We start from the raw sequence: 25,749 nt of genomic DNA, 5'->3' as shown, positions 1-25,749 counted from the left end.
TTCAGCCTTCTGCGGCAGGCTTGGCCGACACCAGATCCCCCAGCGTGAAGAACACGCCGCCAGCCACATGGTGCAAAGTGCTGTGCGGTGCATCGATGGGCAACCAGTGCCCACCATCGAACAGGCGAGCATCAGCCCAGGCGGCCACCACCTCTGCCAGGAACAGGTCATAGCGCTGCGCCATCTCCGGCTCGTTCAGCAGCCGGCACTCCAGCCACGCCACGCACCCATCCACCAGCGGCGCGCCGACATGGCTGCCCGCGAACACCGACAGGTCAGCCTCGGCCAACTTGTCCTGCTCACGGCCGGTGGTCTTGCCCACCTGCGACACGGCATCGACCTGCGCGCGCGTGGGCACGCACAGCGCCAGTTCACCCGACGCTTCGATCAACTCACGCGTGTAGGTGTTGCGATCGATGACCACCGCCACCTTGGGCGGAGAAAAGTCGAGTGGCATGTTCCAGGCCGCCGCCATCACGTTGCGGCGACCGCCATGGGCCGAACTCACCAGCACCGTGGGCCCATGGTTGATGAGGCGGTAGGCCTTGGCCAGATCCACCGCAACGACATGGGCCGGTCGCGCCAAGGTGGTGGACACAGGAGCGATGGGCTGGGAAGGTGACTGCTCTGACATGGCAGGCAGTGTAGTCAGGCCCGGCCGCCTCCGCAGGTGCAAGGTCTAGCGTCCGCTATGGCTGCGATGTGCGCATATGTAAATGAGAAACCCTCACTTACCAATGAATGCAGCATGAACGAGACTGCCTCAGCGCCGGGTTTTCTCCGCTCGCCGGCTGCACATCCCAAACCCTCTCCGACGCATGAGGTCACCACATGAAGACGTTCAAGAAGATCCTGGTTGCAGGCGCCTGGCTGCTCAGCCTGCCAGCCCTGGCCAACTCACCCTATCTGGTCACCACCGACTGGCTGGAGAAGAACCTCAATGACCCGAAGATCAAGGTGATCGAGGTGAGCGTGGTGCCCGGCGTCTACGAACGTGGCCACATCCCCGGTGCCGTGAACTTCGAATGGCACACCGACCTGGTCGACCCCGTCCGCCGCGACATCGCCACCCAGCAAGACCTGGAGAAGAAGCTGCGCGCCGCCGGCGTGAACCAGGACAGCACCATCATCCTGTACGGCGACAACAACAACTGGTTCGCCGCCTGGGGCGCCTGGGTGTTCGACGTCTACAACGTCAAGAACGTCAAGCTGCTCGATGGCGGCCGCAAGAAGTGGGAGGCAGAAGGCCGCTCGCTGTCGCCCCTGGCCGCCGCGCCGGGCGCCGGCAACGTGAAGGTCAGCGCCGCCAACAACGCCCTGCGCGCACGCCTGCCCGATGTGGTGGCCGTGGCCGACAAGAAGAGCAACGCGGCCCTGGTGGACATCCGCTCGGCCGATGAGTACAGCGGCAAGGTCTTCGCACCCGCTGGCGTGCAGGAACTGGCCGTGCGCGCCGGCCACGTGCCTGGCGCCGTCAACGTGCCCTGGGGCCAGGCCGTGGCCGCCGATGGCACCTTCAAGCCTGTCGAAGAACTGCGCAAGCTGTATGCGGGCGTGGGCATCGACGGCAAGCGCCCCGTGATCACCTACTGCCGCATCGGCGAGCGCTCCAGCCACACCTGGTTCGCCCTGAAGAAGCTGCTGGGCTACGAAGTGCGCAACTACGACGGCTCGTGGACGGAATACGGCAACACCGTGGGAGTGCCCGTGAACAACCCGGCCGGCACGGTGTGGGGTGGTCGCTGAGTCGTCCATGAGCTCTGTGCAGTTGACACCTGGACAGGCGCGGCCCGGCTGGGCCGCCCTGCTGTCCGCCGTGGCCGTGCTCAGCACGGCCTTTTTGCTCCACCGCCACCTGGCCGCCCTGCCCGGCGGTCGCGCACTGGCACTGTCGCTGGCCTTCGGTCTGGCCTTCGGCTGGCTGCTGCAACGCTCACGTTTCTGCTTCTACTGCGTAAGCCGTGATTTCATCGAGCAGCGCGATGCGCGTGGGCTGCTGGGCATCCTGGCGGCGCTGGCCGTGGGCACCCTGGGCTACCACGCGGTGTTCGGTGCCTTCCTGCCGGAGCCCGCGGCCGGCCGCCTGCCGCCCGGCGCGCACATCGGGCCGGTGAGCATCGTGCTGGTGGGCGCATCCTTCACCTTCGGCCTGGGCATGGCGCTGGCCGGCTCGTGCATCAGTGCGCAGCTGTACCGCCTGGGTGAAGGCGCCTTGACGGCACCCATTGCCCTGGTGGGCACCGTGCTCGGCTTCGTGCTGGGCCTCAAGGCATGGAACGGTCTGTACCTTGGCCACATCCAGGAAGCGCCCGTGTTGTGGCTGCCACACCACCTGGGCTATGAAGGCTCGCTGGGTGTGCAACTGTTGGGGCTGGGCGCGCTGGGCTGGCTGCTGTGGTCCTTGCACCGCAAGCCCCCTGCGCCGACAGACGTTCATCCACGCTGGTGGCGGCGTCGCTGGGCACCCCACGTGGGCGGCATCCTGATTGGTGGGCTGGGCGTGCTGGCCTTCCTGCGGGTGTCACCGCTGGGTGTCACCTCCGAACTGGGCAGCGTGGCGCGCACCCTGGCCGATCACCAGGGCTGGCTGCCCAGCCGGCTGGAAGGGCTGGACACCTTCAAGGGATGCGTCACCACCATCAAGGAAACGCTGTGGTCCAACAACGGATCTTTGGTGGTCGGCCTGGTGCTCGGCGCCTTCATTGCCGCATTGCTGGCAGGTGACTTCAAGCCGCGCTGGCCCACCTTGCCGGAGGCCGTTCGCAACTTCGCCGGCGGCGTTCTGATGGGGCTGGGCAGCATGCTCGCCCTGGGTTGCACGGTGGGCACGCTGCTGTCGGGCATCATGGCTGCCGCCGTGTCAGGCTGGGTGTTCCTGGTGTGCGCGGGGCTGGGCCTGTGGCTGGGCTGGTGGCTGCGCAGACAGCCATGGCGGGGTTGATCAGCGTGACTGCGGCCAGCACGCAACGCATGAGGGATTGAGCGCGGCATCACACCCCAGGGGCTGAGGTATCTTGGCAAAAACAAACCAAGCTCGCCCCATGGATGCCCCACTCAAGCCGAGCCTGGAAGGCCGCATCGGCCTGGCCCTGTTCCTGTCCGTGTTCGTGCTGGCGTTCGGCGCCGGCGGGCTGCTCATCGGCGTGCGGCCTTTGTGGCACCTGTTGCAGGAGGCCCCCCGCCTTCAGCACTACGTGCCCGTCCCAGCCCGCGTGCTAGAAGCACGCATGGACGAGGACAGCGACGGCGCCCCCTACCTGGTCGCCCGCTATCAGTACCAGCATCTGGGCCGAACGCTCACGGGCAACCGCATCGCATGGAGCCTGAACCGCACCGAGCAGTTTCAATGGCACCAACGCCTTGATGCAGCACGGGGTGCCGGCCAGACGGTGGTCGTCTGGATCGACCCCGAGCATCCCGGCCTGGCCCTGCTTGACCGCGAACTGCGCTGGAGCAGGTTGGCGTTTCTGCTGCCCTTCGCACTCATCTTCCCTGCCATCAGCCTGGGCGCATTGGTCATGCTGATCGCGGTGCTACGGGGTGAGCGACCAACGAACAAGGCGCGGGCGCCATCGGCCGCATCGCACACCAGCACCTTGCACGACAGCAGCAAAGCCAAGGCATGGGGCATCACCGCGGTCACCTTGCTCTGGAACCTGATCGCCTTCCCGCTTGCGCTGGCCGTCTGGGCCGACGGCGAGAGGTGGCGCTTCGTCGACATCTTCATCAGCCTGTTTCCCGCGGTGGGCTTGCTGATGGCATGGGGCGCGGTGCAGATGTGGCGCGATGCGCTGCGGCACAAGGGAAGCGCCCTCACCTTGGACACCGGGGCGCTGCACGCCGGTGAGCCAGCTGGCATCACCGCGCATCTTCCTCCCTCGCGATGGCGCACGGCTGAGCGCTCCACCTGGCAGGCCCGACTGGTGCAAAGCAGCCTGCCCGATGACGATTCGGAAAAGAGCCAGGAGACGCTGAGCGAGCAGATCCTGCCGCTGAGCATCCATGCTGCACCCGACGGCGGTGGGCAATTGCGCATGAGATTGCACTGGCCTGCGCACGCCCTGCCTTCTGGCATCAGCAAGGAAGGGCACCGCATCTCCTGGCGCCTGGTGCTGGATGAGGTGGAGAAGGGCCGCGAGCAGGTGTTCGACCTGCCCGTGCAGGCTGGCAGGCCCGGTTTTGCTGTCACGCCAGATCGGTCGCCGCAATCGCTTCCAGCCGCCACGGCCGAAGCCGTGCCAGCCACCGTGATGCAACTGAGCCAGGAGCAAGGCATCCAGCTGGCCAGCTTTGCCCGGCCCTGGCGAGTCGGCGGGGCCATCGCCATCGGTCTGTTGGGCCTGGGGCTCGGCTTCGTCTCCCGCCAACATTTTAACGCGGAGGACTCGAAAGACGCGCTCATCTGGCTGCTGTGCAGCATCGGCTCCGTCATCGTCCTCGGCCTGGCCCTGCACATCGGCACCCGACGGTGGGTGGTCGGCATCACGCGAGATGCCTGGTGGCTGGACCGCTCATCGAACCTGCTTCGGCACAGCACCATGCTGGCGACTTCCCGCCAGCATGGCCTGGAACCCCGGCTCACCCACACCAACCAGGCGCATGGCCAGGCAGCGGGATACCACCGGCTCGAACAATGGGATGAACACACCCTCCGGCACCAGGCCGTGACCCCGCCCCTGCACCGGCTGGGCGTGGCCTTGGGCGTAGCAGGGCAGCTCCAGTCTCTGCAGCAACGGGCCGGCGTGGTGATGGATGCGGACACATTCAGCGCCCGCTCGCCCACCGCGAGAGAACGTCTCAGTACCCTCACAGCATGGCTGGTGCTGTCGACCGTCAGCCTGGGCGTCGCCACCCACCTGGACACCGCCGCATCGCTCACGGTGCACGACACGGCCCGAGCCTGGTTGCCTCCTGTTCGTCAGCAATTCAATGCCTTGTTGGGCATCGGCCAGGCCGACCGTGCCTTGCTGGCGGCCATTGACCAGCGTGACGACCAGGCCGTGCGCACAGCCCTGAGCGAAGGTGCCAACCCATCCGCCATCGCCAGCCACTCCGGCCGCTCTGCACTGATGCTGGCCGCCGGGCGGGGTTTGCTGCCCATCATGGACATCCTGCTCCAGCGCGGCGCCGACGTGAACTACGCAGACGAGACCAGCGTGAACGAACGTGGCGACACGGCCCTGCTGATGGCCGCCTACTTCGGACAGCCCGAGGCCTTCGAGAAGCTGCTTGCGGCCGGCGCCCGCACGAACGTGGTCAACCGCTGGGGCTGGACACCCGTGCACATGGCCGCCGCTGGCGATTGCGTTCCCTGCCTGGCATCACTGGCCCGGCTTGGGCTGCCGCTCAACTCACGCGCCACCGCCAGCCGCGGCGAAAGTCCTCTGCAGATGGCGGCAGCCAAAGGCCGTGTCAACGCCATGCAGTGGTTGCTGGCCCATGGCGCTGATGCATCTCAGCTTGATGACCACGGCCAGGACGTGTTCGCCTGGGCCCGCTTCTTCAAGCAAGGTGACTCGGAGCGCTGGCTGCAAGCGCATCTGCCTTCGCGCTAAACGCAAGGAAAGCGCCCATGAAAAAGCCGCCAAGGCGTGTTCCAGGGCGGCTTTTGTGAACCTGCAGACAACCGGCGCAGGGCCGGTCACCGCGATCAGTTCTTGGATTGGTCGACCAGCTTGTTCTTGGCGATCCAGGGCATCATGGCGCGCAGCTCGGCACCCACGGTCTCGATCGGGTGCACGGCGTTCAGACGACGGCGAGCGGTCATGCTCGGGTAGTTCGTCTTGCCTTCCTGGATGAACATCTTGGCGTATTCGCCGGTCTGGATGCGCTTCAGAGCAGCGCGCATGGCTTCGCGCGACTTCTCGTTGATCACTTCCGTGCCCGTCACGTACTCACCATACTCGGCGTTGTTCGAGATGGAGTAGTTCATGTTGGCGATGCCGCCTTCGTACATCAGGTCGACGATCAGCTTGAGCTCATGCAGGCACTCGAAGTAGGCCATCTCGGGAGCGTAGCCAGCTTCGGTCAGGGTTTCGAAGCCCATCTTCACCAGTTCGACGGCGCCACCGCACAGCACGGCCTGTTCGCCGAACAGGTCGGTTTCGGTTTCTTCGCGGAAGTTGGTCTCGATCACGCCGCCCTTGGTGCCGCCGTTGGCAGCCGCGTACGACAGGGCGATGTCACGGGCCTTGCCGGACTTGTCCTGGTAGATCGCGATCAGGGAAGGCACGCCGCCGCCTTTGAGGTACTCGGAGCGCACGGTGTGGCCAGGACCCTTGGGGGCGACCATGATCACGTCCAGATCGGCGCGGGGCACGACCTGGTTGTAGTGCACGTTGAAGCCGTGGGCGAACGCCAGCACCGCGCCTTGCTTGATGTTCGGGGCGATGTTGTTGTTGTAGACCTCGGGGATGTTCTCATCCGGCAGGAGGATCATGACCACGTCGGCGCCCTTGACGGCCTCGTCGACCTCGGCCACCTTGATGCCGGCGGCTTCGACCTTGGACCAGGACGCGCCGCCACGGCGCAGACCGACCGTCACGTTGACGCCGGAATCACGCAGGTTTTGCGCGTGGGCGTGGCCTTGCGAGCCGTAGCCCACGATGGTGACGTTCTTGCCCTTGATCAGGCTCAGGTCGGCGTCCTTGTCGTAATAGACTTTCATTCGTTGCTCCAGACAGAAACTTGGGGTTGATTGCAGATGTGCAAAAGAGGCCAGCGAGGGCCGGGTGACGCTCGATCAAACGCGCAGGATGCGCTCGCCACGACCGATGCCGCTGGTACCGGTGCGTGCGGTTTCGAGGATGGCCGCGCGGTCGATGGCCTCCAGGAAGGCATCGAGCTTGGAGGCATCGCCCGTCAGCTCGATGGTGTAGGTCTTGTCGGTGACGTCGATGATGCGGCCGCGGAAGATGTCGGCCATGCGCTTCATCTCCTCGCGCTCCTTGCCCACGGCGCGCACCTTGATGAGCATCAGCTCACGCTCGGTGTAGGGGCCTTCGGAAAGATCGACCACCTTCACGACCTCGATGAGGCGGTTCAGGTGCTTGGTGATCTGTTCGATCACGTCGTCGGAGCCGGAGGTGACCACCGTCATGCGTGACAGCGAAGCGTCCTCGGTGGGCGCCACGGTCAGGCTTTCGATGTTGTAGCCGCGGGCGGAAAACAGGCCCACAACGCGCGACAGCGCGCCGGGTTCGTTCTCCAGCAACAGGGCAATGACGTGCTTCATTTCAATCGTCCTTTCGCGCTCTTGAGCCGGCCGGCGGTAACCGGCAGGCCGTGGCCACGGGGTTCGACAAAGTCGGGGATGAAAACACCCCGCGCCGCCCTGCCCCATCGCCGCTGGCGGCGCGAGGCTTGAATCGCCCGTCCAGGTGCCGGAAAGCGCCTGGACGTCGACCCCCGGGCGGTGCCGGGGCATGTGTTACTTCAGGTTGGCTTACAGATCCTCGGAGCCCAGCAGCATCTCGGAGATGCCCTGGCCTGCCTTGACCATCGGCCAGACGTTCTCGGTCGGGTCGGTGCGGATGTCCAGGAACACGGTGCGGTCCTTGAGCTTGATGGCTTCGCGCAGCGCGCCTTCGACATCGCCCGGGCGCTCGATCAGCATGCCGACGTGGCCATAAGCCTCGGCCAGCTTCACGAAATCAGGCAGCGCGTCCATGTAGCTGTGCGAGTAGCGGCTGCCGTAATCGAGCTGCTGCCACTGGCGCACCATGCCCAGGTAGCGGTTGTTCAGCGACAGCACCTTGACCGGGGTCTGGTATTGCAGGCAGGTCGACAGCTCCTGGATGCACATCTGGATCGAGCCTTCGCCGGTGACGCAGAACACGTCGGCATCGGGTTTGGCCAGCTTGATGCCCATGGCGTAGGGCAGGCCCACACCCATGGTGCCCAGGCCACCAGAGTTGATCCAGCGGCGCGGCTCTTCGAACTTGCAGAACTGCGCGGCGAACATCTGATGCTGACCCACATCAGAGGTGATGTAGTGGTCGGTGCCGCGTGTGAGCTCGGTGAGCTTCTCGATCACGAACTGGGGCTTGATGACCTCGTCGGAGTGCTTGTACTTCAGGCACTCGCGCTTGCGCCATTCGGCGATCTGGTTCCACCAGGTGGTCAGCGCGTTCTGGTCGGGCCGCAGCGACGATTCCTTGATCTGGGCGATCAGCTCCTGCAGCACGTCCTTCACATCGCCCACGATGGGAATGTCGACCTTGACGCGCTTGGAGATGCTCGACGGATCGATGTCGATGTGGATGATCTTGCGCTCGACCTGGGCGAAGTGCTTGGGATTGCCGATCACGCGGTCGTCGAAGCGGGCGCCCACGGCGATCACCACGTCGGCGCTCTGCATGGTCATGTTGGCCTCGTACGTGCCATGCATGCCCAGCATGCCCAGGAAGTTGGGATCAGAGGCGGGGATCGCGCCCAGGCCCATCAGGGTGCTGGTGGACGGGTAGTTCAGCAGCGCGCACAGTTCGCGCAGCTCCTTGGCCGCCTCGGCCAGGATCACGCCGCCGCCGGTGTAGATGTAGGGGCGCTTGGCGCCCAGCAGCAGCTGCACGGCCTTGCGGATCTGGCCGCCGTGGCCCTTGCGCACGGGGTTGTACGAGCGCATTTCCACCGACTCGGGGTAGTGGAAGGCCGTGGTCTTGAGCGAGACATCCTTCGGGATGTCGACCACCACGGGGCCCGGGCGGCCGGTGCGCGCGATGTGGAAGGCCTTCTTGATCGTGAGGGCCAGGTCGGCCACGTCCTTGACCAGGAAGTTGTGCTTGACGATCGGGCGGGTGATGCCGACGGTGTCGCACTCCTGGAAGGCGTCCAGCCCGATGGCGGGCGTGGGCACCTGCCCGGTGATGATCACCATCGGGATCGAATCCATATAGGCCGTGGCGATGCCGGTGATGGCATTGGTGACGCCGGGGCCCGAGGTGACCAGGGCCACGCCGACGTCGCCGGTGGCGCGCGCATAGCCGTCAGCCGCGTGCACGGCGGCCTGTTCGTGGCGCACCAGCACGTGTTCGATGGTGTCTTGCTTGTAGAGGGCGTCGTAGATGTACAGGACGGCACCGCCGGGGTAGCCCCACATGTACTTGACGTTTTCGGCCTGCAGACACCGCACGAGGATGTCGGAGCCATTGAGGATTTCGGCCGCGCTGCCGTGCGCGTTGCCTTGGGACATGTCCATGTGATACGACCTTTCGGATTTTCTCTAACGAAAAACGATCGGTGCCCCTCTTCACAGCCTGGCCCTGGGGAGAGCCTGACCACAGCCCAACATCGACGGATCGACACCGGGCTCGCCCTTGTGAGGCGGATTCGAAGCCTGCGCGGCCTGCCACCGACGCTTGTGAATGCCTCGCGGCGCGTCGACTCAGGCCAGATCGGGATGGCGCAAAGACGAACATTATCGCATCAGGAATACCCGATGTGAATAGCCGCGCTGCATGGGTGCGGCATCCTGCCCACCCATTCAGGCGTCAATATGCGCCATCGGGGCTCATCCGCCCGCCGGCAAGGGCCGCCCGCCAGTGCCATAATCGCGCCCGCAGCCTCCGAGACGGCCCCGCCCGACGGACCGCACTACCGCCCGCGGCCCTGTGTGGCCCGATGTACCCGCTCTCAGCCCCGCCTCCTTGACCGACGCCCCCTTGTCATTCGCCGTTGAACTCAATGAGTTCCTGAGCAGCGTGGAGCGCCGGGCGTTCAAGCGCACGGTCTATGCCGTCCGCAACGACGACGCGGCCCTGGACATCGTGCAGGACGCCATGATCCGGCTGTGCACCAGCTACGCCGACCGACCGGCCAATGAATGGCCCATGTTGTTCCAGCGCATCCTGTCCAACGCCACGCTGGACTGGTTCCGCCGCCAGAAGGTGCGCAATGCCCTGTTCCAGAACATGGGCGACCTGGAGGCCAGCGTCGGCGGCGAAGACGGCGCCGACATGGATCTGCTCGACATCCTGCGGGTGGACGACGGCGGCACGGAAGGTGCTGATGACTCGGCACAGCGCGTCGAGACCCTGGCGATCATCGAAGAGGAAATCGGGCAGTTGCCAACGCGTCAACGGGAAGCGTTCCTGATGCGTTACTGGGAGGAAATGGATGTTGCAGAGACCGCCGCCGCCATGGGCTGCTCCGAGGGCAGTGTCAAGACGCACTGTTCGCGGGCCGTCGCTTCGCTGGGCAAGGCCTTGAAGGCACGGGGCATCGGTTTATGACATCCAACCGGTTTTTTGATTTTTGGCAGAAGTGATCATGTCGTCCCCTACCCCTCTGACTCCCGCGCAGACCGAGGCCTTGCAGGCCCGCTTCGCGCTGCGCGTCACGGCGCGGCTGGAAGACGGCGCGCGCCAACTGCCCCATGACATCACCGAGCGCCTGCGCGTGGCCCGCCAGCAGGCCGTGGCTGCGGCAGCCCAGGCACGCCTGGGCGCCCAGGCGGCGGCGCAGGCCGGTGTCGTGTCGGTCAGCTCGGTCGAACTGACACTGGCAGGCGCTGGCTCGGCAAGCGGCCCGGCGTTTGGCGCCACCCTGATCGAGAACCGCCACCAACATCGCGCCCAGACCGGCCGCGGCCCCCAGGACGACGGCCCCACCCCCTGGATCTGGCGCCTGGCGTCGGCCCTTCCCGCGGTGGCCCTGGTGGCCGGCCTGTGGGGCGTGGGCGACTGGACACGCCACGAGCAGGTACAGGCCGCCGCCGACGTGGACATGTCTCTGCTGACCGATGACCTGCCTCCCTCCGCCTACGCCGACCCGGGCTTTGAGGAGTACCTCAAGACCGACGACAGCCCGGCCGTGACGGAAAGCGCCGCCATGAAGGAGGCCGAGCAGGCCGCCGCCGAAGACCTGGCACCCGCAGCGTTCACCGACACGGAAACAGGTGGCGTGCCCAGCGATGCGGCGGCCATGTTGCCACCGCCCGTGCCTCAGTGAGCAGCACCATGACCGTCAGCCGCCGCTTTTTCACGGGCACGGCCTGGGCTGCAGCCGCGCTGGCCGTGGCCTTGCTGTCCCATTGGCCGGCCTGGTCTCAGCCCGGCAGCCCGCGCACCGCCGCCCTGCAGCCCACGGACAGCAGCTGGGCCACGCTCACGCCAGCCCAGCGCAAGGCCCTGACCCCCCTGGCCTCTCAATGGCATACGCTGGACGGCACCAGCCGCGACAAGTGGGTCAACGTGGCCAACCGCTTCCCCCACCTGTCTCCGGCCGATCAAAAGCGCATGCAGGACCGCATGACGCAGTGGTCTCAACTGCCCGCCCAGCAACGGGGTGAGGCGCGGCTGCGTTTTCAGAACACGCGTCAGCTCACCCCCCAGGAGCGTCAGCAGAAATGGGCGGCCTACCAGGCCCTGTCGCCTGAAGATCGCCAGAAACTGGCGCAACAGGCCCGCCGCAAGCAAAAGCCCGTGGTGCTGCCCGACGCAGAACAAGGCCCCCGAGAAGCCGGACAGCAGGCCCGCCAGAAACACCGCCAGCGCGGCGCGACAGACGGCAAGGCCAACCTGGTGCCCAACACCGGGCGCAGCGTGCCCTCGCCCGAAGCCGTGGCACCCGCCGTGGTCAAGGCTGGGCCAGGGGCTACTACCTCGCTGGTCACGCAGCCGGCCACCCCGCCGCTACACCAGCACACCGGCCTGCCCAAGATCGCCGCAACCAAGAATTTTGTCGACCCGGACACCCTGCTGCCCCGCAAAGGCTCGCAAGGCGCCGGCATGACACCTGTGACCCGCGTCAAGCCGGGCGATAAAACCGCAGCTCCCTGAGCCGCCCGCCGCTGCCCTGCGGTTATTCTCCCGGCATGCTTCGCCCCCCCGTTGCCCCTCCCTTGACCTGGGCCCAATGCGCTGAACGCGCCGCGGGCCCCGCCGCCCCCCTCAAACGCCGCTTGGCCGCCTTCATCTACGAAGGCGTGCTGCTGTTCGGCGTGGTGATGCTGGTGGGCATGGTGTTCGGGGTGGCCACCCAGCAACGCCATGCGCTGCATGGCCGGGAGGGTCTGCAGGCCGCGCTCTTCCTGGCGCTGTCGCTGTATTTCATCTGGTTCTGGACCCAGGGGGGCCAGACCCTGGCCATGAAGACCTGGCATGTGCGATTGGTGCGCCACGACGGCCTGCCCCTCACCCTCGCCCAGGCCACCGGCCGGGCCGTGCTGTCCTGGCTGTGGTTCGCGCCCCCGCTGCTGCTGGCCTGGGCCGCGCAATGGCACCACGGCAAATCCATTGGCAGCCTGCTCACCCTGTGGATGGTGGCCTATGCCTTGTCCAGCTTTTTCCTGCCCCGCCGGCAGTTTCTGCACGACGTGCTGTGCGGCACGCGTGTGATCGACACCCGACCATGACCCACGCTGTTCACCGCTCTTCCTATTCTGTTTGTGTGTACTGCGGCTCGCGCGACGGGCTGGACCCTCGCCATGCCCAGGCTGCCCGCGACTGCGGACGCTTCATCGGCGCCCAGGGCTGGGGCCTGGTCTACGGCGGTGGCAGCACCGGTCTGATGGGCACGGTGGCCAATGCGGCCCTGCAGGCCGGTGCGCCGGTGATCGGCGTCATCCCCGAACGGCTCATCCAGCGAGAACTGGGCCACGGTGGCGTGACCGAGCTGCAGGTGGTCGATTCCATGCACGAGCGCAAGCAGCTGATGGCGCAGCAATCCGACGCCTTCGTGGCGCTGCCGGGCGGCATCGGCACGATGGAAGAGATCTTCGAGATCTGGACCTGGCGGCAGTTGGGCTACCACAACAAGCCCCTGGGCCTGCTCAATGTCGCGGGCTACTACGACGACCTGCTGCGCTTCATCGAGCGCAGCCGCGAATCGGGCTTCCTGTGGCCCGACGTGCAGGAACTGCTGCTGGTCGACGACCAGATCGAGCGCCTGCTGCAGCGCCTGCACGAGGCATCGACCGTCCTGAAAGCGCAAACGCCGCCAGAACTGCAGGACTCTGCAGCGCCGGGCGGCGTGGCTCAAGGCACCTGAGGGTGCTTTAGCAGATCAGACGGCTGCTTCGTCGGTTTCGCCGGTGCGGATGCGCACCACCTGCTCCACCGGCGTCACGAAGATCTTGCCGTCGCCGATCTTGCCGGTCTTGGCCGCACGGATGATGGCCTCGATGCAGCGGTCCACGTCGTCACCCTTGACGACCACTTCCACCTTGACCTTGGGCAGGAAGTCGACCACGTACTCAGCACCGCGGTACAACTCGGTATGGCCCTTCTGGCGGCCGAAGCCCTTGACTTCCGTCACGGTCAAGCCGGTCACGCCGACTTCGGCAAGGGCTTCACGGACTTCTTCGAGCTTGAAGGGCTTGATGATGGCGGTGATTTGTTTCATGAAGTGAGCTCCAGGCGGTCTGCCAGACAGAAGGACATTATTTTGGCGATTCAGTTGCTAATTTAAGCACGGTTCATCGAACTGTCGGCCCCGCAGACACATGGATGCCACGGCTTGTCCGGTTCTGGAAGTTCAACGAGCGGCAGCGACGCATGCACCCATGGCCCGTTTCATGCTGAGCAAGGAAGTGGCCGAACTGCCTCTCGCAAGCCGGTCTTCGTTGAACAAGTCTCGTGAATGCCGTTCAAACCCTTAGATCCCTGATGGCGCAAGGGTGCGAGACTCGCGAGAATATCTCTCAATTCCAGACAGGGTCCCATGACATCCGAGACGTTCGCGCCGGGGCTTCCGCCCCCCATCCTGGACATCGAAGCCTCGGGCTTCGGCCTGGGCAGCTACCCGATCGAGGTGGGCGTGATCATGCCGGACGGTCGCAGCTGGTGCTCCCTGGTCAAGCCTGAGCCCGCCTGGCAACACTGGGACCCCAATGCCGCGGCCATCCACCACATCTCCCGCGACCAGTTGCAGCAGCATGGCCGCAACCCGGTGGAAGTGGCGCAGGCGCTCAACGACTGGCTGCGGGGCATGGTGGTCTACTCAGATGCCTGGGCTCATGACTACACCTGGCTCAACAAGCTCTACGACGCGGCAGACAGCGTGCCCAGCTTCCGCCTGGACAATCTGCGCGCCCTGCTGACAGACAACGAAGCCAACCGCTGGCACGACCTGAAACTGTCGGTGGCCAAGCGCGCCAACCTCACACGCCACCGCGCGAGCAGCGACGCCCGCCTGCTGCAGATGACCTTGGTGGCCATGCGTGAGCGGCATCAGGCCGTGGCCTGACAAAACCAGAGGCGCCTCGCCTCAGTGGAAGTCGTACCGACTGCGCTGGGCTTCTTCCTGTTGGCGCATGCGCGTGCATTCGGCATGGCCGCTGTATTCAGGTCGCCCACAGCGCTGCTTCATGCAGATCGCCATTGCGATGAAGACCCGCTCCCCGCAAGCTTGCCTGGGGTTGAGCGGCGAGCGCTCACGTGTCGAGCGCCCGACAAGGTCATTGCCACGGCCTGACCGGGCTGAATCAGGCCCCGTTCCCGAAGGGTTCGAGGCCGCCGCACCCGCATCCGCCTTGCCCGTGTTGTCGTCAAGGATCTCTTCCCGGGCCTCCATCAGTACCGGCCGCACCGCCGGCGCCGTTCCCTCCTGAGCCTGGGTAGCCGTGAGCGAAGGCACCGCGTTCGCCTCGCGTTCACGCTGCAGAGACCAGCTCGACAGCGCAACGATCCCGCCCAGCAACAGCACGCCCATGCCCCATACAGCGCCCCGAGAGATGCGCACGGGCCTGGGCGATGGGCCAGCGAACAAGCCGCTGGCGGCCATCGCGTGCGTGGTCGGGAAATCGGTGTCCGTGCTGTGGCGCTGTCGTCCCCGGCCCGGCGAGACCATCACGGTACGCTCGACCCAGGCGTCGCCTGAGGCGGTTCCCTTCTCGGACACACCGCCGTCAGCGGGCACAGGATCAAGCATCAACGCCTCACGCCAGGCCGCCACCGACGCCGGCCGCACATCGGGCCGAACCCCCAGGGCCTGGTCGATCGTGGCCAGCAATGCCGGGTGATAGTGGCGCCCGAAATCCTGCGCCAGGGCTTCGGCCATCTGCCTCAGCACAGGCAGGTCGTCATGCACGGCGCGGGCGGTGGCAGGCACCGGGGTGCGGCCCGTGATGCAGTAGTGCAGCACGGCCGCAAGGCCATACAGGTCCGTCCACGGCCCCTGCCGCAGCTGGCTGGTCTCGGCGTATTGCTCGATCGGTGCGAAGCTGGGCTTGAGGATCGCGGTCAAGGCCTGCGAGCTCTCGGTGATGACGCGGCGGGCAGCCCCAAAATCCAGCAGCACCGGGCGCATGCCCTGGGGCGCATCGGGGTCGGCCACCACCAGGATGTTGTCGGGCGCCACGTCGCGGTGGTAGACCTGCTCGCGGTGCAGGCAATCCAGCGCGCCCAGCAGTGGGTCCATCAGCGCCCGCAGCCAGGCCTCGTCGGGCGGACCTTCCAGTGCACGGCGCGCGTCGTACAGGGTGGGCCCTTCATAACAGGGCATGACCATGTAGGCCGTGCCGTGGGCTTCCCAGAACCGGAAGACCTTGACCAGCGAGGGATGATCGAAACGGGCCAGCAGCCGCGCCTCGTTGATGAACGAACGCAGGCCCAGGGCGAACGGCTCTTCGTGCGCGGGTGAGCGCAGGATCACTTCACCGCGATCACCCCGCGCGGCCAGCGTGGAGGGCAGGTACTCCTTGATGGCCACCGTGCGCTGCAATACCGCGTCACGGGCGCGGTAAACCAGACCGAAGCCACCCACACCGAGCAGGCCTTCGATATCGTAGTCCATGAGCCGTGTGCCGGCAGGCAGGGCATCTCTTGAGGGAGCGGCGGCTTGAGCTTGAGTCACCTCGAAAGCTTACCCCAGCCCGTCGGCTCAAGTTGAAGGGCCTTTGTCCGAAAATCAAGACAGTTCGCACGAACCATCCGGGGTGACCATGTCCTTGCCTATGTCGCAGTCGACCATGGGAACGCCCACCCGCCAGGGCTTGCCGTTCCCGACCACGGTCGCCATCCTTGTCGCGCTGGCCGCGCTCACCGGCTATCTGCTGTCACTGCCTCTGCATGGGCTGGCTTCGTGGGCCTGGCCTGCCATGGGGGCGCTCGCCACCGCGGCCTCGGTCGCCCTGGCTGTGCGCCAGTCGAGGCGGCAGACGCGGCAGATGCATGACGCCCAGGTCGTGGGTGTGACGGGACCGCTCAGTCAGGCGCTCGAACCCGGTGCCGCCCCTGAAGAACAAGGCGGTGCTGCCAGGGCCTTGCAGGGCATGCGCATGCTGGAGGCTGCGTTCGAACAATCAGGCGCGGCCATCGTGATCACCGATGCGTTGGACCGCATCGTTCTGGTCAACCCAGCCTTCGTGGAGGTGAGCGGCCACACCGCCGTGGCGATGCTCGGCCAGCCCGCCGAACTCATGGGCATGGCCCCACTGCGCGGCACGCACCTGCCCGAACTGGAGCAGACGCTCAGAGAAGGCCGGCGCTGGAGCGGCGAGTCCATGCTGACCACGGCGCAGGGCATCCAGCAGGATCTTTGGTTGAACGTGAGCACCATCCGCAATGCCCAGCAGCGCGTCACCCACCATTGCCGTGTCTTCCAGGACGTGAACCCGCTGAAGGAGCAGTTGCGGACCATGGCCGATCAGGCCCGGCACGACAGCCTCACGGGCCTGCCGAACCGGCGCGCCTTTGGCGAGCAGTTGTTCAAAGCCATGGCCCGCTCGCGCCGCTATGCCAAGACGCTGGCCATCATGTGCGTGGACCTGGACGGCTTCAAGGGCGTGAACGACCGCCACGGCCACCAGGTCGGCGACTAGTTGCTGGTGCAGGTGGCCCGCCGCCTGCTGGCCTGCGTGCGCACCACCGACGTCGTGTGCCGTTTGGGGGGTGACGAGTTCATGCTCATCCTGGAAGGGGCCGGGGCCGTCCACGATGTGCAGCGCATGGGGCAGCGTGTGCTGACCTGCCTGAGCGAGGCCTATGTCATCGACGGCCACCACATCACCGTCACGCCGAGCATCGGCGCTGTCATGCACGATGGGCAGGAGCCCGACACCGAGCTGATCGAGCGCGCGGACGCTGCGATGTACGCGGCCAAGCATGGCGGCAAGGGCCGGCTGGTGATGGGCACGTCCGGCGACGGCCTGCCTGATCAGACCTCTGCCGCAGCCTGACGCCCAGCGCAAGAGGGTTGAACGCACCCCGTGATCCGGGGAGGCACCACGGTGGTGCAAAACCACACCTCTACCACGGTCACTGGTATAAACCATGAGTTCGGACAGGCACCCCGGCATTTAATCGATGCAGAGGTGATGGCCTTGCCCAGAACTGCCCCAGCACAGAAAAAACAAGAGACGCCCGCATGAACCAGATTGCTCACAACCCCGCCTCGAAACCCCCACCCACCGCCTCGACCGGACAACGTCCCAGGGTGGTCATCGTGGGCTGCGGCTTCGGCGGGTTGGAGGCAGCCAAAGCCTTGTCCAGCGCGGATGTGGAAATCTTCGTGGTGGACCGCACCAACCACCATCTGTTCCAGCCGCTGCTGTACCAGGTGGCCACGGCCGGCCTGCCCGCGCCTGCCATCGCCGGGCCGATCCGACACATCCTGCGCAAGCAGATCGCCCGGGGCAATCTGACGGTGCTCATGGGCGAAGTCACCGGCATCGACGCGGCCTCGAACTGCATCGTGCTCGACGGTGGCGAGCACCTGCACTACGACCAGTTGATCATCGCCGCCGGTGCCACGCACAGCTACTTCGGCAACGACCAGTGGGCCAAGTACGCGCCGGGCCTCAAGACTTTGGGCGATGCATTCACCATCCGCCGGCGCGTGTTGACCGCCTTCGAGCAGGCCGAGCGTGAAACCGATCCGAGCGCGCGTGAGCCCTGGCTCACCTTCGCGGTGGTGGGCGCAGGCCCGACCGGGGTGGAAATGGCCGGCACCCTGGCCGAGATCGCCCAGCATACGTTGCGCGAAGAATTCCGCCGCATCGATTCACGCCGGGCCCGCGTGATCCTGATCGAAGGCGCCTCGCGCGTGCTGGGCGTGTACACCGAAGACCTGTCCAGGCGTGCAGAGGAACAACTCAGCGAGCTGGGCGTGCAGGTGCTGCTGGGCGCCAAGGTGACCGACATCACGGCCTTCGGTGTGCACTACCAGACCACTGAAGATGGCGCTCCGGTGACGCACTTTCTGCCCACTCGCACGGTGGTGTGGGGCGCCGGTGTGGCGGCTTCGCCGTTGGGCCGCGCGCTGGCCAAGAGCACCGGCTGCGCGCTGGACCGCGCTGGCCGCGTCATCGTCGAACCCGATCTGACCGTGCCCGGCCACCCTGATATCTATGTGGTGGGTGACCTGGCCAGTGCCAAGAGCTACCTGGATCCGGCCAACCCCACCCCGGTGCCCGGCATCAGCCCCGGCGCCAAGCAGATGGGCCGCAAGGCGGCGTTCAACATCATCCGCCGCCGCAGGGGGCTCGAGGCACAAGCCTTCCGCTACTTCGACTACGGCTCGCTGGCCACCATCGGCCGGCGCGCGGCCGTGGCGATGGTCGACGTGCCCTTCACCAAGAAGCAGCTGAAGTTCAGCGGCTTTCCGGCCTGGCTGTTCTGGCTGTTCGTGCACGTGTACTTCCTGATCGGCTTTCGCAACCGCATCGTCGTGATGTGGGACTGGGCCTGGGCCTACTTCACATCGCAACGCCACGCCCGCGTCTTCCCGGATCCGCACGCGCTGGAACCCAATGCCGTCGTGGTGCGGGTGCCGCCGCCGGCCCCTGTTGTCAATTCGCCAGCGGACAGCTCCGCCAGCGCCGCACCGGCCAACGCCAGCGGGTCGTCGAACGCGGCTTGAACGGGGGCGGGCGGCGCCGCAGACACCACCACCGCACGGCACAGCCGTTCCGTGGCAGGATTGGCCATCGGTCGGCCGCCCGCGGCGCACTGTGCGCTGCGCGCGGCCGGCAACGTCGCTTTAGCCTGCCCGAACACCGTGACCTCCACCATCCCTGCCTCCGCCGCCCTGCAAGACACCCCTTCGCGCCTGAGCGCCGTGCGCGGCGCGCTGATCGCCCGCCATGTGCATGCCGTGCTGGTACCCAGCAGCGACCCGCACCTGTCGGAGTACCTGCCTGAGCGCTGGCAGGGCCGCAGCTGGCTGAGCGGCTTCACCGGCTCCTCAGGCACGCTGCTGGTGGCTGGCCCCAGGGCTGCACTGTTCACCGACAGCCGCTACTGGGAGCAGGCGGAGGCCGAACTGGCAGGCACCGGGGTCGACCTGGTCAAGCTCGATGGGCCGGCCACGCCCGCCTATGTGCAGTGGCTCAAGGACCTGGCCCTGGACACGCCCGCCGATGGCGTGTTCACACTCGCAGTCGATGGCCAGGTGATGGGCCTGGCCCAGACACAAGGCCTGCAGGATGCGCTCAAGGCCGACGGCTGGACCCTGCGCACCGACCTCGACGTGCTGGACGCCGTGTGGCCCGGCCGCCCGGGCCTGCCAGATGCGGCGGTGTTTGAGCACCTGCCGCCCCATGCCGCCACCAGCCGTGCCGACAAGCTGGCCCTGCTGCGCAAGGCGATGGCCGACAAGGGCGCTTCACACCACTGGATCGCCACGGTGGACGACCTGGCCTGGGCGCTGAACCTGCGCGGCGCAGATGTGGACTACAACCCCGTGTTCCTCGGCCACCTGCTGCTGGGGCTGGACAGCGCCACGCTCTTCGTGGCGGACGGCAAGATCGACGCACCCCTGCGCGAGCGCCTGGCGAACGACGGCGTGGCCGTGCAGACCTACGCGCTGGCCCTGGATGCGCTGGCTGCGTTACGCGCAGGCAGCGTGCTGCTCATCGATCCCAAGCGCGTGACCTGGGGGCTGCGCCAGGCGGTGCCCGAGGGCGTGCGCGTGGTCGAGTCGATCAACCCGAGCACGCTGGCCAAATCGCGCAAGACACCCGACGAGGCCGGCTTCGTCCGCCAGGCGATGGAGCGCGACGGCGCCGCCATGTGCGCCTTCTACGCCTGGTTCGACCAGGCCCTGGGCCGCGAGCACATCAGCGAATTGACCATCGACGAGCGCCTGACGGCCGAGCGCCGCAAGCAGCCCGAGTTCGTCTCGCTGAGCTTTCCGACCATTGCCGGCTTCAACGCCAATGGCGCCCTGCCCCACTACCGCGCGACACCCGGGGCCTACGCCGTGCTGAGCACACCCGAGGGCCTCACGGCCGAAGGCCTGCTGCTGATCGATTCGGGCGCGCAGTACCTGGGCGGCACCACCGACATCACCCGTGTGTGGGCCATCGGCACGCCGAGCGCCGAGCAGAAGCGCGACTACACCCTGGTGCTCAAGGGCACGCTGGCCCTGTCGCGCACCCGCTTTCCGCGCGGCACCCTGGCGCCCATGCTGGACGCCATCGCCCGCGCCCCGCTGTGGGCCGAGGGCCTGGACTTCGGCCACGGCACGGGGCACGGCGTGGGCTACTTCCTCAATGTGCACGAAGGCCCGCAATCCATCTCCAAGGCGGTGCCTGACGCCAACATGGCCATGCACGCCGGCATGATCACCTCGATCGAGCCTGGCCTGTACCGACCAGGCCAGTGGGGCATTCGCATCGAGAACCTGGTGCTGAACGTGCCCGTTCCCCCATCCGTGCCAGACGCCGCCCCAGGCGCACCCGAACATGGCCATTACCTCGCCTTCGAGACCCTGAGCCTGTGTCCGATCGACACACGGTGTGTCGACATGGCATTGATGCGACCGGACGAGATCCAGTGGCTCAATGACTATCACGCAGAGGTGCTGCGACGCCTGGGGCCGCTGGTCACGGGTGACGTGCTGGCCTGGCTGCAAGAGCGCACCAGGCCGATCTGAGCGCCAGTCTCGGCGCACCCCGGTGGCGCATCATGGGCGGAACCCGCACCACAACAACGCAAAACGCAGCCAGACGGCCTGGCATCGACCTTGCATACATCTTGCCCTGAGAGGAACGATGTCGCAGTCGTTTCTTCGAAATGGTGGCTAGGGTTCCGGCTTCCATCGCCAGCAGTACCGGCGGTGAAGTGTCTGGTCCGAGAGCTGCCGGCCCGGGTCGGCCATCACCGACGCAGGCTCCACGGCGGGACAAAAGCCCGGGAGGTTCGCTTCGACAGAAGTGTCCTCTCGCGCGTCCACCCCAGCCAGGAGCCCCCTTATGCGCCGTGTCGATGAATCCCGCCCAGAGCCGACAGCTCACGCCTCCGTTTCGCCAGCAGTAAAAGCCCAGGTTCAAACCAGCGCACTGCCACCACTTGCCAAGCCTTCGGTGCTTCATGCACTGAAAGGCAAAGTGCTCTGCGCCATGGCCGCGGTCGCCGCAGCCATGGCGCTAGCAGCACCCTTGCCCGCCGCGGCAGAGGTCAAGGTCGGTGTCTCCGACTGGCCGGGCTGGGTCGCGTGGTACGTGGCTGAGCAGAAGGGCTTCTTCAAGAAGCATGGGGCCGACGTCAAGCTCGTCTGGTTCGCCAATTACACCGATTCCATCGCGGCGCTGTCATCCGGTCAGCTCGATGCCAATTCGCAGACCTGGTCCGACACCATGGGCCCGCTGGCCAAGGGCCTGCCGCTCAAGACCATCCTGGTCAACGACAACTCCGCTGGCAACGATGCCGTGATGGCCTCGCCCAAGATCAAGTCCATCAAGGACCTGAAGGGCAAGAGCGTCGCGCTCGAAGAGTTCAGCGTCTCGCACTTCGTGCTGGCCACGGCCCTGGCCAAGAACGGCATGAAGCCGGCCGACGTCAAGATCGTGAACCTCTCGGCCGGTGATGCGGCCGCGGCCTTCATGGCTGGCCGCGTGGACGCCGCCGTGGTCTGGAACCCCTGGATCCACACCATCGAGCAGAGCGGAAAGGGCAAGTCGCTGTTCACCTCCAAGGACATGCCCGGCCTGATCCCCGATCTGCTGGTGGCGCAGGACAAGGCGATCAAGGCCAAGCGCAAAGAGCTGGTGGGCATGATCAAGGCCTGGTTCGACACGGTGAAGTTCATCGCCGACAAGCCCGACGAAGCCGCGCAGATCATGAGCAAGATCGTCAGCCTCAAGCCCGATGAATACAAGGTGTTCCTGCCGGGCACCAAGTTCTTCGACGCGGCAGCCAACAAGGCGGCCATGGATGGCAAGGGCCCGCAGTCCCTCGTGGGCGTGGCGCCGACCATCTCCAGCTTCCTGCTGGAGCACAAGCTGATCGACGGCAAGCCCGACGCCGCCAAGGGTGTGGACGCATCGTTGCTGGCAGAAGCGCTGAAGTAGGCGCTGAAGAACGCGTTCAAGAAGACGCTTCGCGGCGCATGCGGGCTGGTGCGCCGCGCCAAGACACCTGGAGTCCACCATGTCGAAATCTCCCCCGTCCATCGCGTTGCCGCTGGCCACAGGCCACAGCGGCCTCGGTGCCGCTGTGCACGCCGACGACACACCACCCGCACCCAAGGGTCCGCCCTTGTTCGCGCTGCGCCAGGGCATCCCGGCCAGCGTGTACTGGGGGCTGGCGGCCCTCGGCCTGATCGCCCCCATCGTGCTGTGGCTGCTGGCCGTGGCCAGTGGCCGGGTCGAACCTGTCTTCCTGCCCGGGCCGGTGACCGTGATGGAACGCATTGCCACCTGGTGGACCGACGGCCTGCTGGGCGACATCGGCATCAGCACCATGCGCGTGGTGATGGGCTGGGCGTTGGCGGCCCTGATCGCCCTGCCGCTGGGGCTGCTGATCGGCTCCTGGCGCGTGGTGCAGGCCCTGCTGGAGCCGATGATGGATTTCATCCGCTACATGCCCGCCGTGGCCTTCGTGCCGCTGGTGATGGTGTGGGTGGGCATCGACGAAGGCGCCAAGGTGGCCATCATCTTCATCGGCACGTTCTTTCCGATGGTGCTGATGGTGGCCGAAGACGTGCGCCGCGTTCCCATGGCCCAGATCGAGGCCGCGCAGACCATGGGCGCCACCCGCTGGGAGATCGTCGAGAAGGTGATCCTGCCCTCGGCCAAGCCTGCCCTGCTGGACACCCTGCGCGTGAACATGGGCTGCGCCTGGACCTACCTGGTCGTGGCCGAGCTGGTGGCGGCCAGCTCCGGCCTGGGCTACGCCATCCTGAAGGCACAGCGCTTCCTGCAGACCGACAAGATCTTCGCGGGCATCCTGATCATCGGCCTGATCGGGCTGGTGATCGACCAGCTGTTCCGGCTGGCGCACCGCAAGGCCTTCCCCTACATGCACACCCGCTGAGCCCAGGAGCCACCTCATGACCCAAGCCCTCGGCATCCAGTGCGATCACGTCTGGAAGTACTACCCAGGCGCCACGACACCCGCGCTGCGCGATGTGTCCCTCAACATCGGTCCCAACGAGTTCGTCACCTTCGTGGGCGCCTCGGGTTGCGGCAAATCCACCCTGCTCCGTACCATCGCCGGCCTGGAGGGCTATAGCCAGGGCCGCGTGAGCGTGGACGGCCGCCTCATCACCGCGCCGGGCCCGGACCGCGCCATGGTGTTCCAGCACTACAGCCTCTACCCCTGGCTCAGCGTGCTGGACAACATCAAGTTCTGCCGCCAGCTCAAGACGCACACGCAAGGCCGCACCAGCGCCGATGTGGAAGATGCGGCCGGCCGAGCCGATGCCTTGCTGCGACTGATGGGCCTGACCCACGTGGCCAAGTCCTACCCGGCAGCATTGTCGGGCGGCATGCAGCAGCGCGTGGCGATCGCCCGTGCGCTGATGAGCCGCCCACCCATCCTGCTGATGGACGAGCCCTTCGGCGCACTGGACGCGCAGACCCGCGAGGTGATGCACGACCTGATCAAGCACGTGCACAAGCTGGAGCGCACCACCATCGTGTTCGTCACGCACGATGTGGACGAGGCCATCTACCTCGGTGACCGCGTGGTGCTGATGGCGCCGCGCCCCGGCCGCATCGACAGCATCGTGAACGTGCCGCTGCCGCCCGATCGACACCGCGACATGAAGCTCTCGCCCGAGTTCCTGCAGCTCAAGCGCCAGTTGCTGGACCGCATCCGCGACACCTCCGGCATGAAGACCGACCTGGACCTGCTCGACAAGCTCAACCGCTCCGTGCAGGACGTGGCCACCGGCGCCATCGAATGACAACGCACCTGGACTGAACCACGATGGAACACCTCACCGCACTGTCCGATCTGTCTGATCTTCGCCAGCCGGACACCCCCGTCGATGCGCTGGCGCTGTGGAAGCGCTTCGCCCCCGAGCTGCCCGAAGACCGCGTGATGTGGTCCGAGATCGTGCCAGGCGGCGGGCACTGGTCGTACCGCATGCCACGCGGCAGCCGCCTGCGCATGGTCGCGCTGGAGGCCGGCGCCAACCTGAGCATGGTGCTCTACCACGCCAGGGAAAAGCTCGAGCGCTACAACATGCCCGATTCGCTCAAGGCCCAGCACACGGCCCACTACACGCGTGGCCACACCCTGATGAGCGACATGGGCTGCTCGCTGGCCAGCATCACCGAAGACACCGTGGGCTGGCACGACCCGCTGGGCGCTCTGCTCGATGCCGAGCGCCTGCAGGCCAAGTACGCAACCGATGCCCGCACCTTCCACACCCACCGCAATGCCATGCACCGCAGCGGCAAGGATGGCCTGCTGATCGAGATCGGCAAGCATGGCCTGGCCCGCCGCGACCTGATCGCCCCGGTGAACTTCTTCAGCAAGGTGTCGGTGGATGCGGAAGGCCGCTTCCAGTTCACGCCCGAACACACGCCGGCTGGCGGCATGGTCGAGCTGCGCTTCGACATGGACACGCTGATCGCTTTGTCCACCGCGCCACATCCGCTGGACCCAACCCCCAGCTATACACCCAAGAAAGTTGGCCTGGCCGCGTGGCGATCCGGCCCCGCACCCAAGGAAGACTTCAACCGTGCCTTCAGGCCCGAATGTGCACGCGCCCTCCACAACGCCGACATGCAGTACCTGTGATCCCCGCGCCCTGCGCGATCACACCAGACAAGGACACGACATGAACGCCCTGACCGACCTGCCCACGGCAAGCGCCGCCGCCACCCGCCTGCACGAGAGCCTGCTGGACCCTGCCCAGGCCGTGCTGGACCACACCCTGCCCTCCGGCGAACCCTACCTGCTGCGCTTCGCCAAGGGCCAGACCCTGCGCATCGTCGACCTCGAAGGCAACCAGGCCGTCGACGTGATCTTCTACAACGCCAACGATCCGGCAGAGCACTACAGCGCCACCAACACCATGCTGGCGCAAGGCGGCATCTACCTGACCACCGGTTCAATGCTGATGAGCAGCGAAGGCCACCCCATGCTCACCTTCACCGCCGACACCTGTGGCCGGCACGACACCCTGGGCGGTGCCTGCGCGGCCGAGAGCAACACCGTGCGCTACGCCCTGCAGAAGAAGTTCATGCACAGCTGCCGCGACAACTACCTGGTCGCCCTGCAGCACGCCGACATCGGGCTGGGCAAGCGCGACCTGGTGCCCAACGTCAACTTCTTCATGAACGTGCCTGTGACCGAAGACGGCCAGCTCACCTTCGCCGATGGCGTGTCCGGCCCCGGCAAGTACGTGGAGCTGCGCGCCGAGATGGACATCCTGATGCTGGTGTCCAACTGCCCGCAGCTCAACAACCCGTGCAACGCCTACAACCCCACCCCCGCGCGCTTTCTGCTGTGGGATCCGGCCTGAACCCTTGCGCCCTTCTCGGCTGACACGCCACAGCCCCGGCGGGACGACCCGCCTGGACATCCGATACGGCAGGACGACCTGCTTCACGCCGACGAAAGCGCCCGCCGTTCC

General features: G+C 66.4%; 22 protein-coding genes, 1 pseudogene and 1 riboswitch. Of the genes and pseudogenes, 17 read left to right on the top strand and 6 right to left on the bottom strand.

Annotated features, from left to right (window positions below):
• Position 1: 1 nt before the first annotated feature.
• Positions 2 to 634 carry a flavin reductase family protein gene (locus tag EIP75_RS17245; protein WP_125244532.1) on the bottom strand — a complete coding sequence of 211 codons (633 nt, stop codon included), beginning with the start codon at positions 632 to 634 and terminating at the stop codon, positions 2 to 4.
• Between the two features lie 197 nt (positions 635 to 831).
• On the opposite strand from EIP75_RS17245, the gene EIP75_RS17240 reads away from it, so the two are divergent.
• The 3 genes from EIP75_RS17240 to EIP75_RS17230 all read left to right on the top strand — a co-directional run bounded on the left by EIP75_RS17240 (position 832) and on the right by EIP75_RS17230 (position 5,555).
• A complete protein-coding gene (locus EIP75_RS17240) occupies positions 832 to 1,746 on the top strand; it encodes a sulfurtransferase (RefSeq protein WP_125244531.1) in 915 nt (304 codons plus the stop codon).
• A 7-nt stretch (positions 1,747 to 1,753) separates the two neighbouring features.
• Positions 1,754 to 2,941, top strand: coding sequence for a YeeE/YedE family protein (locus tag EIP75_RS17235; RefSeq protein ID WP_125244530.1), 1,188 nt, complete (start codon positions 1,754 to 1,756; stop codon positions 2,939 to 2,941).
• Between the two features lie 100 nt (positions 2,942 to 3,041).
• Complete coding sequence (locus EIP75_RS17230) at positions 3,042 to 5,555, top strand: ankyrin repeat domain-containing protein (RefSeq protein WP_125244529.1); 2,514 nt, start codon at positions 3,042 to 3,044, stop codon at positions 5,553 to 5,555.
• Between the two features lie 95 nt (positions 5,556 to 5,650).
• Here the strand turns inward: EIP75_RS17230 and ilvC are convergent, their stop codons facing one another.
• The 3 genes from ilvC to EIP75_RS17215 form a co-directional block, all read right to left on the bottom strand.
• Positions 5,651 to 6,667, bottom strand: a complete 1,017-nt coding sequence (gene ilvC, locus EIP75_RS17225; RefSeq protein WP_125244528.1) for a ketol-acid reductoisomerase — start codon at positions 6,665 to 6,667, stop codon at positions 5,651 to 5,653.
• 75 nt (positions 6,668 to 6,742) lie between these two features.
• Entirely contained in the window at positions 6,743 to 7,234 is a 492-nt protein-coding gene (gene ilvN, locus EIP75_RS17220; RefSeq protein ID WP_125244527.1) for an acetolactate synthase small subunit, read from the bottom strand.
• A gap of 210 nt (positions 7,235 to 7,444) precedes the next feature.
• A complete protein-coding gene (locus EIP75_RS17215) occupies positions 7,445 to 9,196 on the bottom strand; it encodes an acetolactate synthase 3 catalytic subunit (protein ID WP_125244526.1) in 1,752 nt (583 codons plus the stop codon).
• 463 nt (positions 9,197 to 9,659) lie between these two features.
• Here EIP75_RS17215 and EIP75_RS17210 point away from each other — a divergent pair, with 463 nt between their 5' ends.
• Genes EIP75_RS17210 through EIP75_RS17190 form a run of 5 tightly spaced genes read left to right on the top strand, consistent with a single transcriptional unit; the run spans position 9,660 to position 12,987 of the window.
• The gene (locus EIP75_RS17210) at positions 9,660 to 10,229 is read left to right on the top strand and encodes an RNA polymerase sigma factor (RefSeq protein ID WP_125244525.1); all 570 of its coding nucleotides are present in this window, start codon (positions 9,660 to 9,662) and stop codon (positions 10,227 to 10,229) included.
• A gap of 37 nt (positions 10,230 to 10,266) precedes the next feature.
• Complete coding sequence (locus EIP75_RS17205; RefSeq protein ID WP_125244524.1) at positions 10,267 to 10,947, top strand: DUF3619 family protein; 681 nt, start codon at positions 10,267 to 10,269, stop codon at positions 10,945 to 10,947.
• An 8-nt stretch (positions 10,948 to 10,955) separates the two neighbouring features.
• Positions 10,956 to 11,777: a DUF3106 domain-containing protein gene (locus EIP75_RS17200; RefSeq protein WP_125244523.1), complete on the top strand. Its 822-nt coding sequence runs from the start codon at positions 10,956 to 10,958 to the stop codon at positions 11,775 to 11,777.
• A gap of 35 nt (positions 11,778 to 11,812) precedes the next feature.
• Entirely contained in the window at positions 11,813 to 12,352 is a 540-nt protein-coding gene (locus EIP75_RS17195; RefSeq protein ID WP_125244522.1) for an RDD family protein, read from the top strand.
• A complete protein-coding gene (locus EIP75_RS17190) occupies positions 12,349 to 12,987 on the top strand; it encodes an LOG family protein (protein ID WP_125244521.1) in 639 nt (212 codons plus the stop codon). The genes EIP75_RS17195 and EIP75_RS17190 overlap by 4 nt, the downstream gene beginning before the upstream one ends.
• A 15-nt stretch (positions 12,988 to 13,002) precedes the next feature.
• Here the strand turns inward: EIP75_RS17190 and EIP75_RS17185 are convergent, their stop codons facing one another.
• Complete coding sequence (locus EIP75_RS17185) at positions 13,003 to 13,341, bottom strand: P-II family nitrogen regulator (protein ID WP_125244520.1); 339 nt, start codon at positions 13,339 to 13,341, stop codon at positions 13,003 to 13,005.
• 318 nt (positions 13,342 to 13,659) lie between these two features.
• Here EIP75_RS17185 and EIP75_RS17180 point away from each other — a divergent pair, with 318 nt between their 5' ends.
• Positions 13,660 to 14,184, top strand: coding sequence for a 3'-5' exonuclease (locus tag EIP75_RS17180; RefSeq protein ID WP_125244519.1), 525 nt, complete (start codon positions 13,660 to 13,662; stop codon positions 14,182 to 14,184).
• Between the two features lie 21 nt (positions 14,185 to 14,205).
• On the opposite strand, the gene EIP75_RS17175 is transcribed toward EIP75_RS17180, so the two are convergent.
• On the bottom strand, positions 14,206 to 15,732 hold the full coding sequence (locus EIP75_RS17175) for a serine/threonine protein kinase (protein ID WP_125244518.1): 1,527 nt from the start codon (positions 15,730 to 15,732) through the stop codon (positions 14,206 to 14,208).
• Positions 15,733 to 15,880: 148 nt separating this feature from the next.
• Here EIP75_RS17175 and EIP75_RS24625 point away from each other — a divergent pair.
• The 8 genes and pseudogenes from EIP75_RS24625 (at position 15,881) to EIP75_RS17130 (ending at position 25,638) form a co-directional block, all read left to right on the top strand.
• Positions 15,881 to 17,116, top strand: a pseudogene (locus tag EIP75_RS24625) (diguanylate cyclase domain-containing protein).
• A gap of 188 nt (positions 17,117 to 17,304) precedes the next feature.
• Positions 17,305 to 18,798, top strand: coding sequence for an NAD(P)/FAD-dependent oxidoreductase (locus EIP75_RS17160; protein ID WP_125244515.1), 1,494 nt, complete (start codon positions 17,305 to 17,307; stop codon positions 18,796 to 18,798).
• A 138-nt stretch (positions 18,799 to 18,936) separates the two neighbouring features.
• Complete coding sequence (locus EIP75_RS17155) at positions 18,937 to 20,814, top strand: aminopeptidase P family protein (RefSeq protein WP_125244514.1); 1,878 nt, start codon at positions 18,937 to 18,939, stop codon at positions 20,812 to 20,814.
• Positions 20,815 to 20,950: 136 nt separating this feature from the next.
• A riboswitch (guanidine-I (ykkC/yxkD leader) is annotated at positions 20,951 to 21,080 on the top strand.
• Between the two features lie 200 nt (positions 21,081 to 21,280).
• A complete protein-coding gene (locus EIP75_RS17150; protein ID WP_125244513.1) occupies positions 21,281 to 22,231 on the top strand; it encodes an ABC transporter substrate-binding protein in 951 nt (316 codons plus the stop codon).
• Positions 22,232 to 22,310: 79 nt separating this feature from the next.
• Complete coding sequence (locus EIP75_RS17145) at positions 22,311 to 23,195, top strand: ABC transporter permease (RefSeq protein WP_125244512.1); 885 nt, start codon at positions 22,311 to 22,313, stop codon at positions 23,193 to 23,195.
• Positions 23,196 to 23,211: 16 nt separating this feature from the next.
• On the top strand, positions 23,212 to 24,069 hold the full coding sequence (locus tag EIP75_RS17140) for an ABC transporter ATP-binding protein (protein WP_125244511.1): 858 nt from the start codon (positions 23,212 to 23,214) through the stop codon (positions 24,067 to 24,069).
• A gap of 137 nt (positions 24,070 to 24,206) precedes the next feature.
• Positions 24,207 to 24,911, top strand: coding sequence for an urea amidolyase associated protein UAAP1 (locus tag EIP75_RS17135; RefSeq protein ID WP_420797174.1), 705 nt, complete (start codon positions 24,207 to 24,209; stop codon positions 24,909 to 24,911).
• Positions 24,912 to 24,951: 40 nt separating this feature from the next.
• A complete protein-coding gene (locus EIP75_RS17130; protein WP_125244509.1) occupies positions 24,952 to 25,638 on the top strand; it encodes an urea amidolyase associated protein UAAP2 in 687 nt (228 codons plus the stop codon).
• Positions 25,639 to 25,749 lie beyond the last annotated feature (111 nt).

Origin of the sequence: Aquabacterium soli, from assembly GCF_003933735.1 — a bacterium.
GTDB lineage: Bacteria > Pseudomonadota > Gammaproteobacteria > Burkholderiales > Burkholderiaceae_C > Aquabacterium > Aquabacterium soli.
This window is presented reverse-complemented; position numbering and strand designations above follow the sequence as displayed.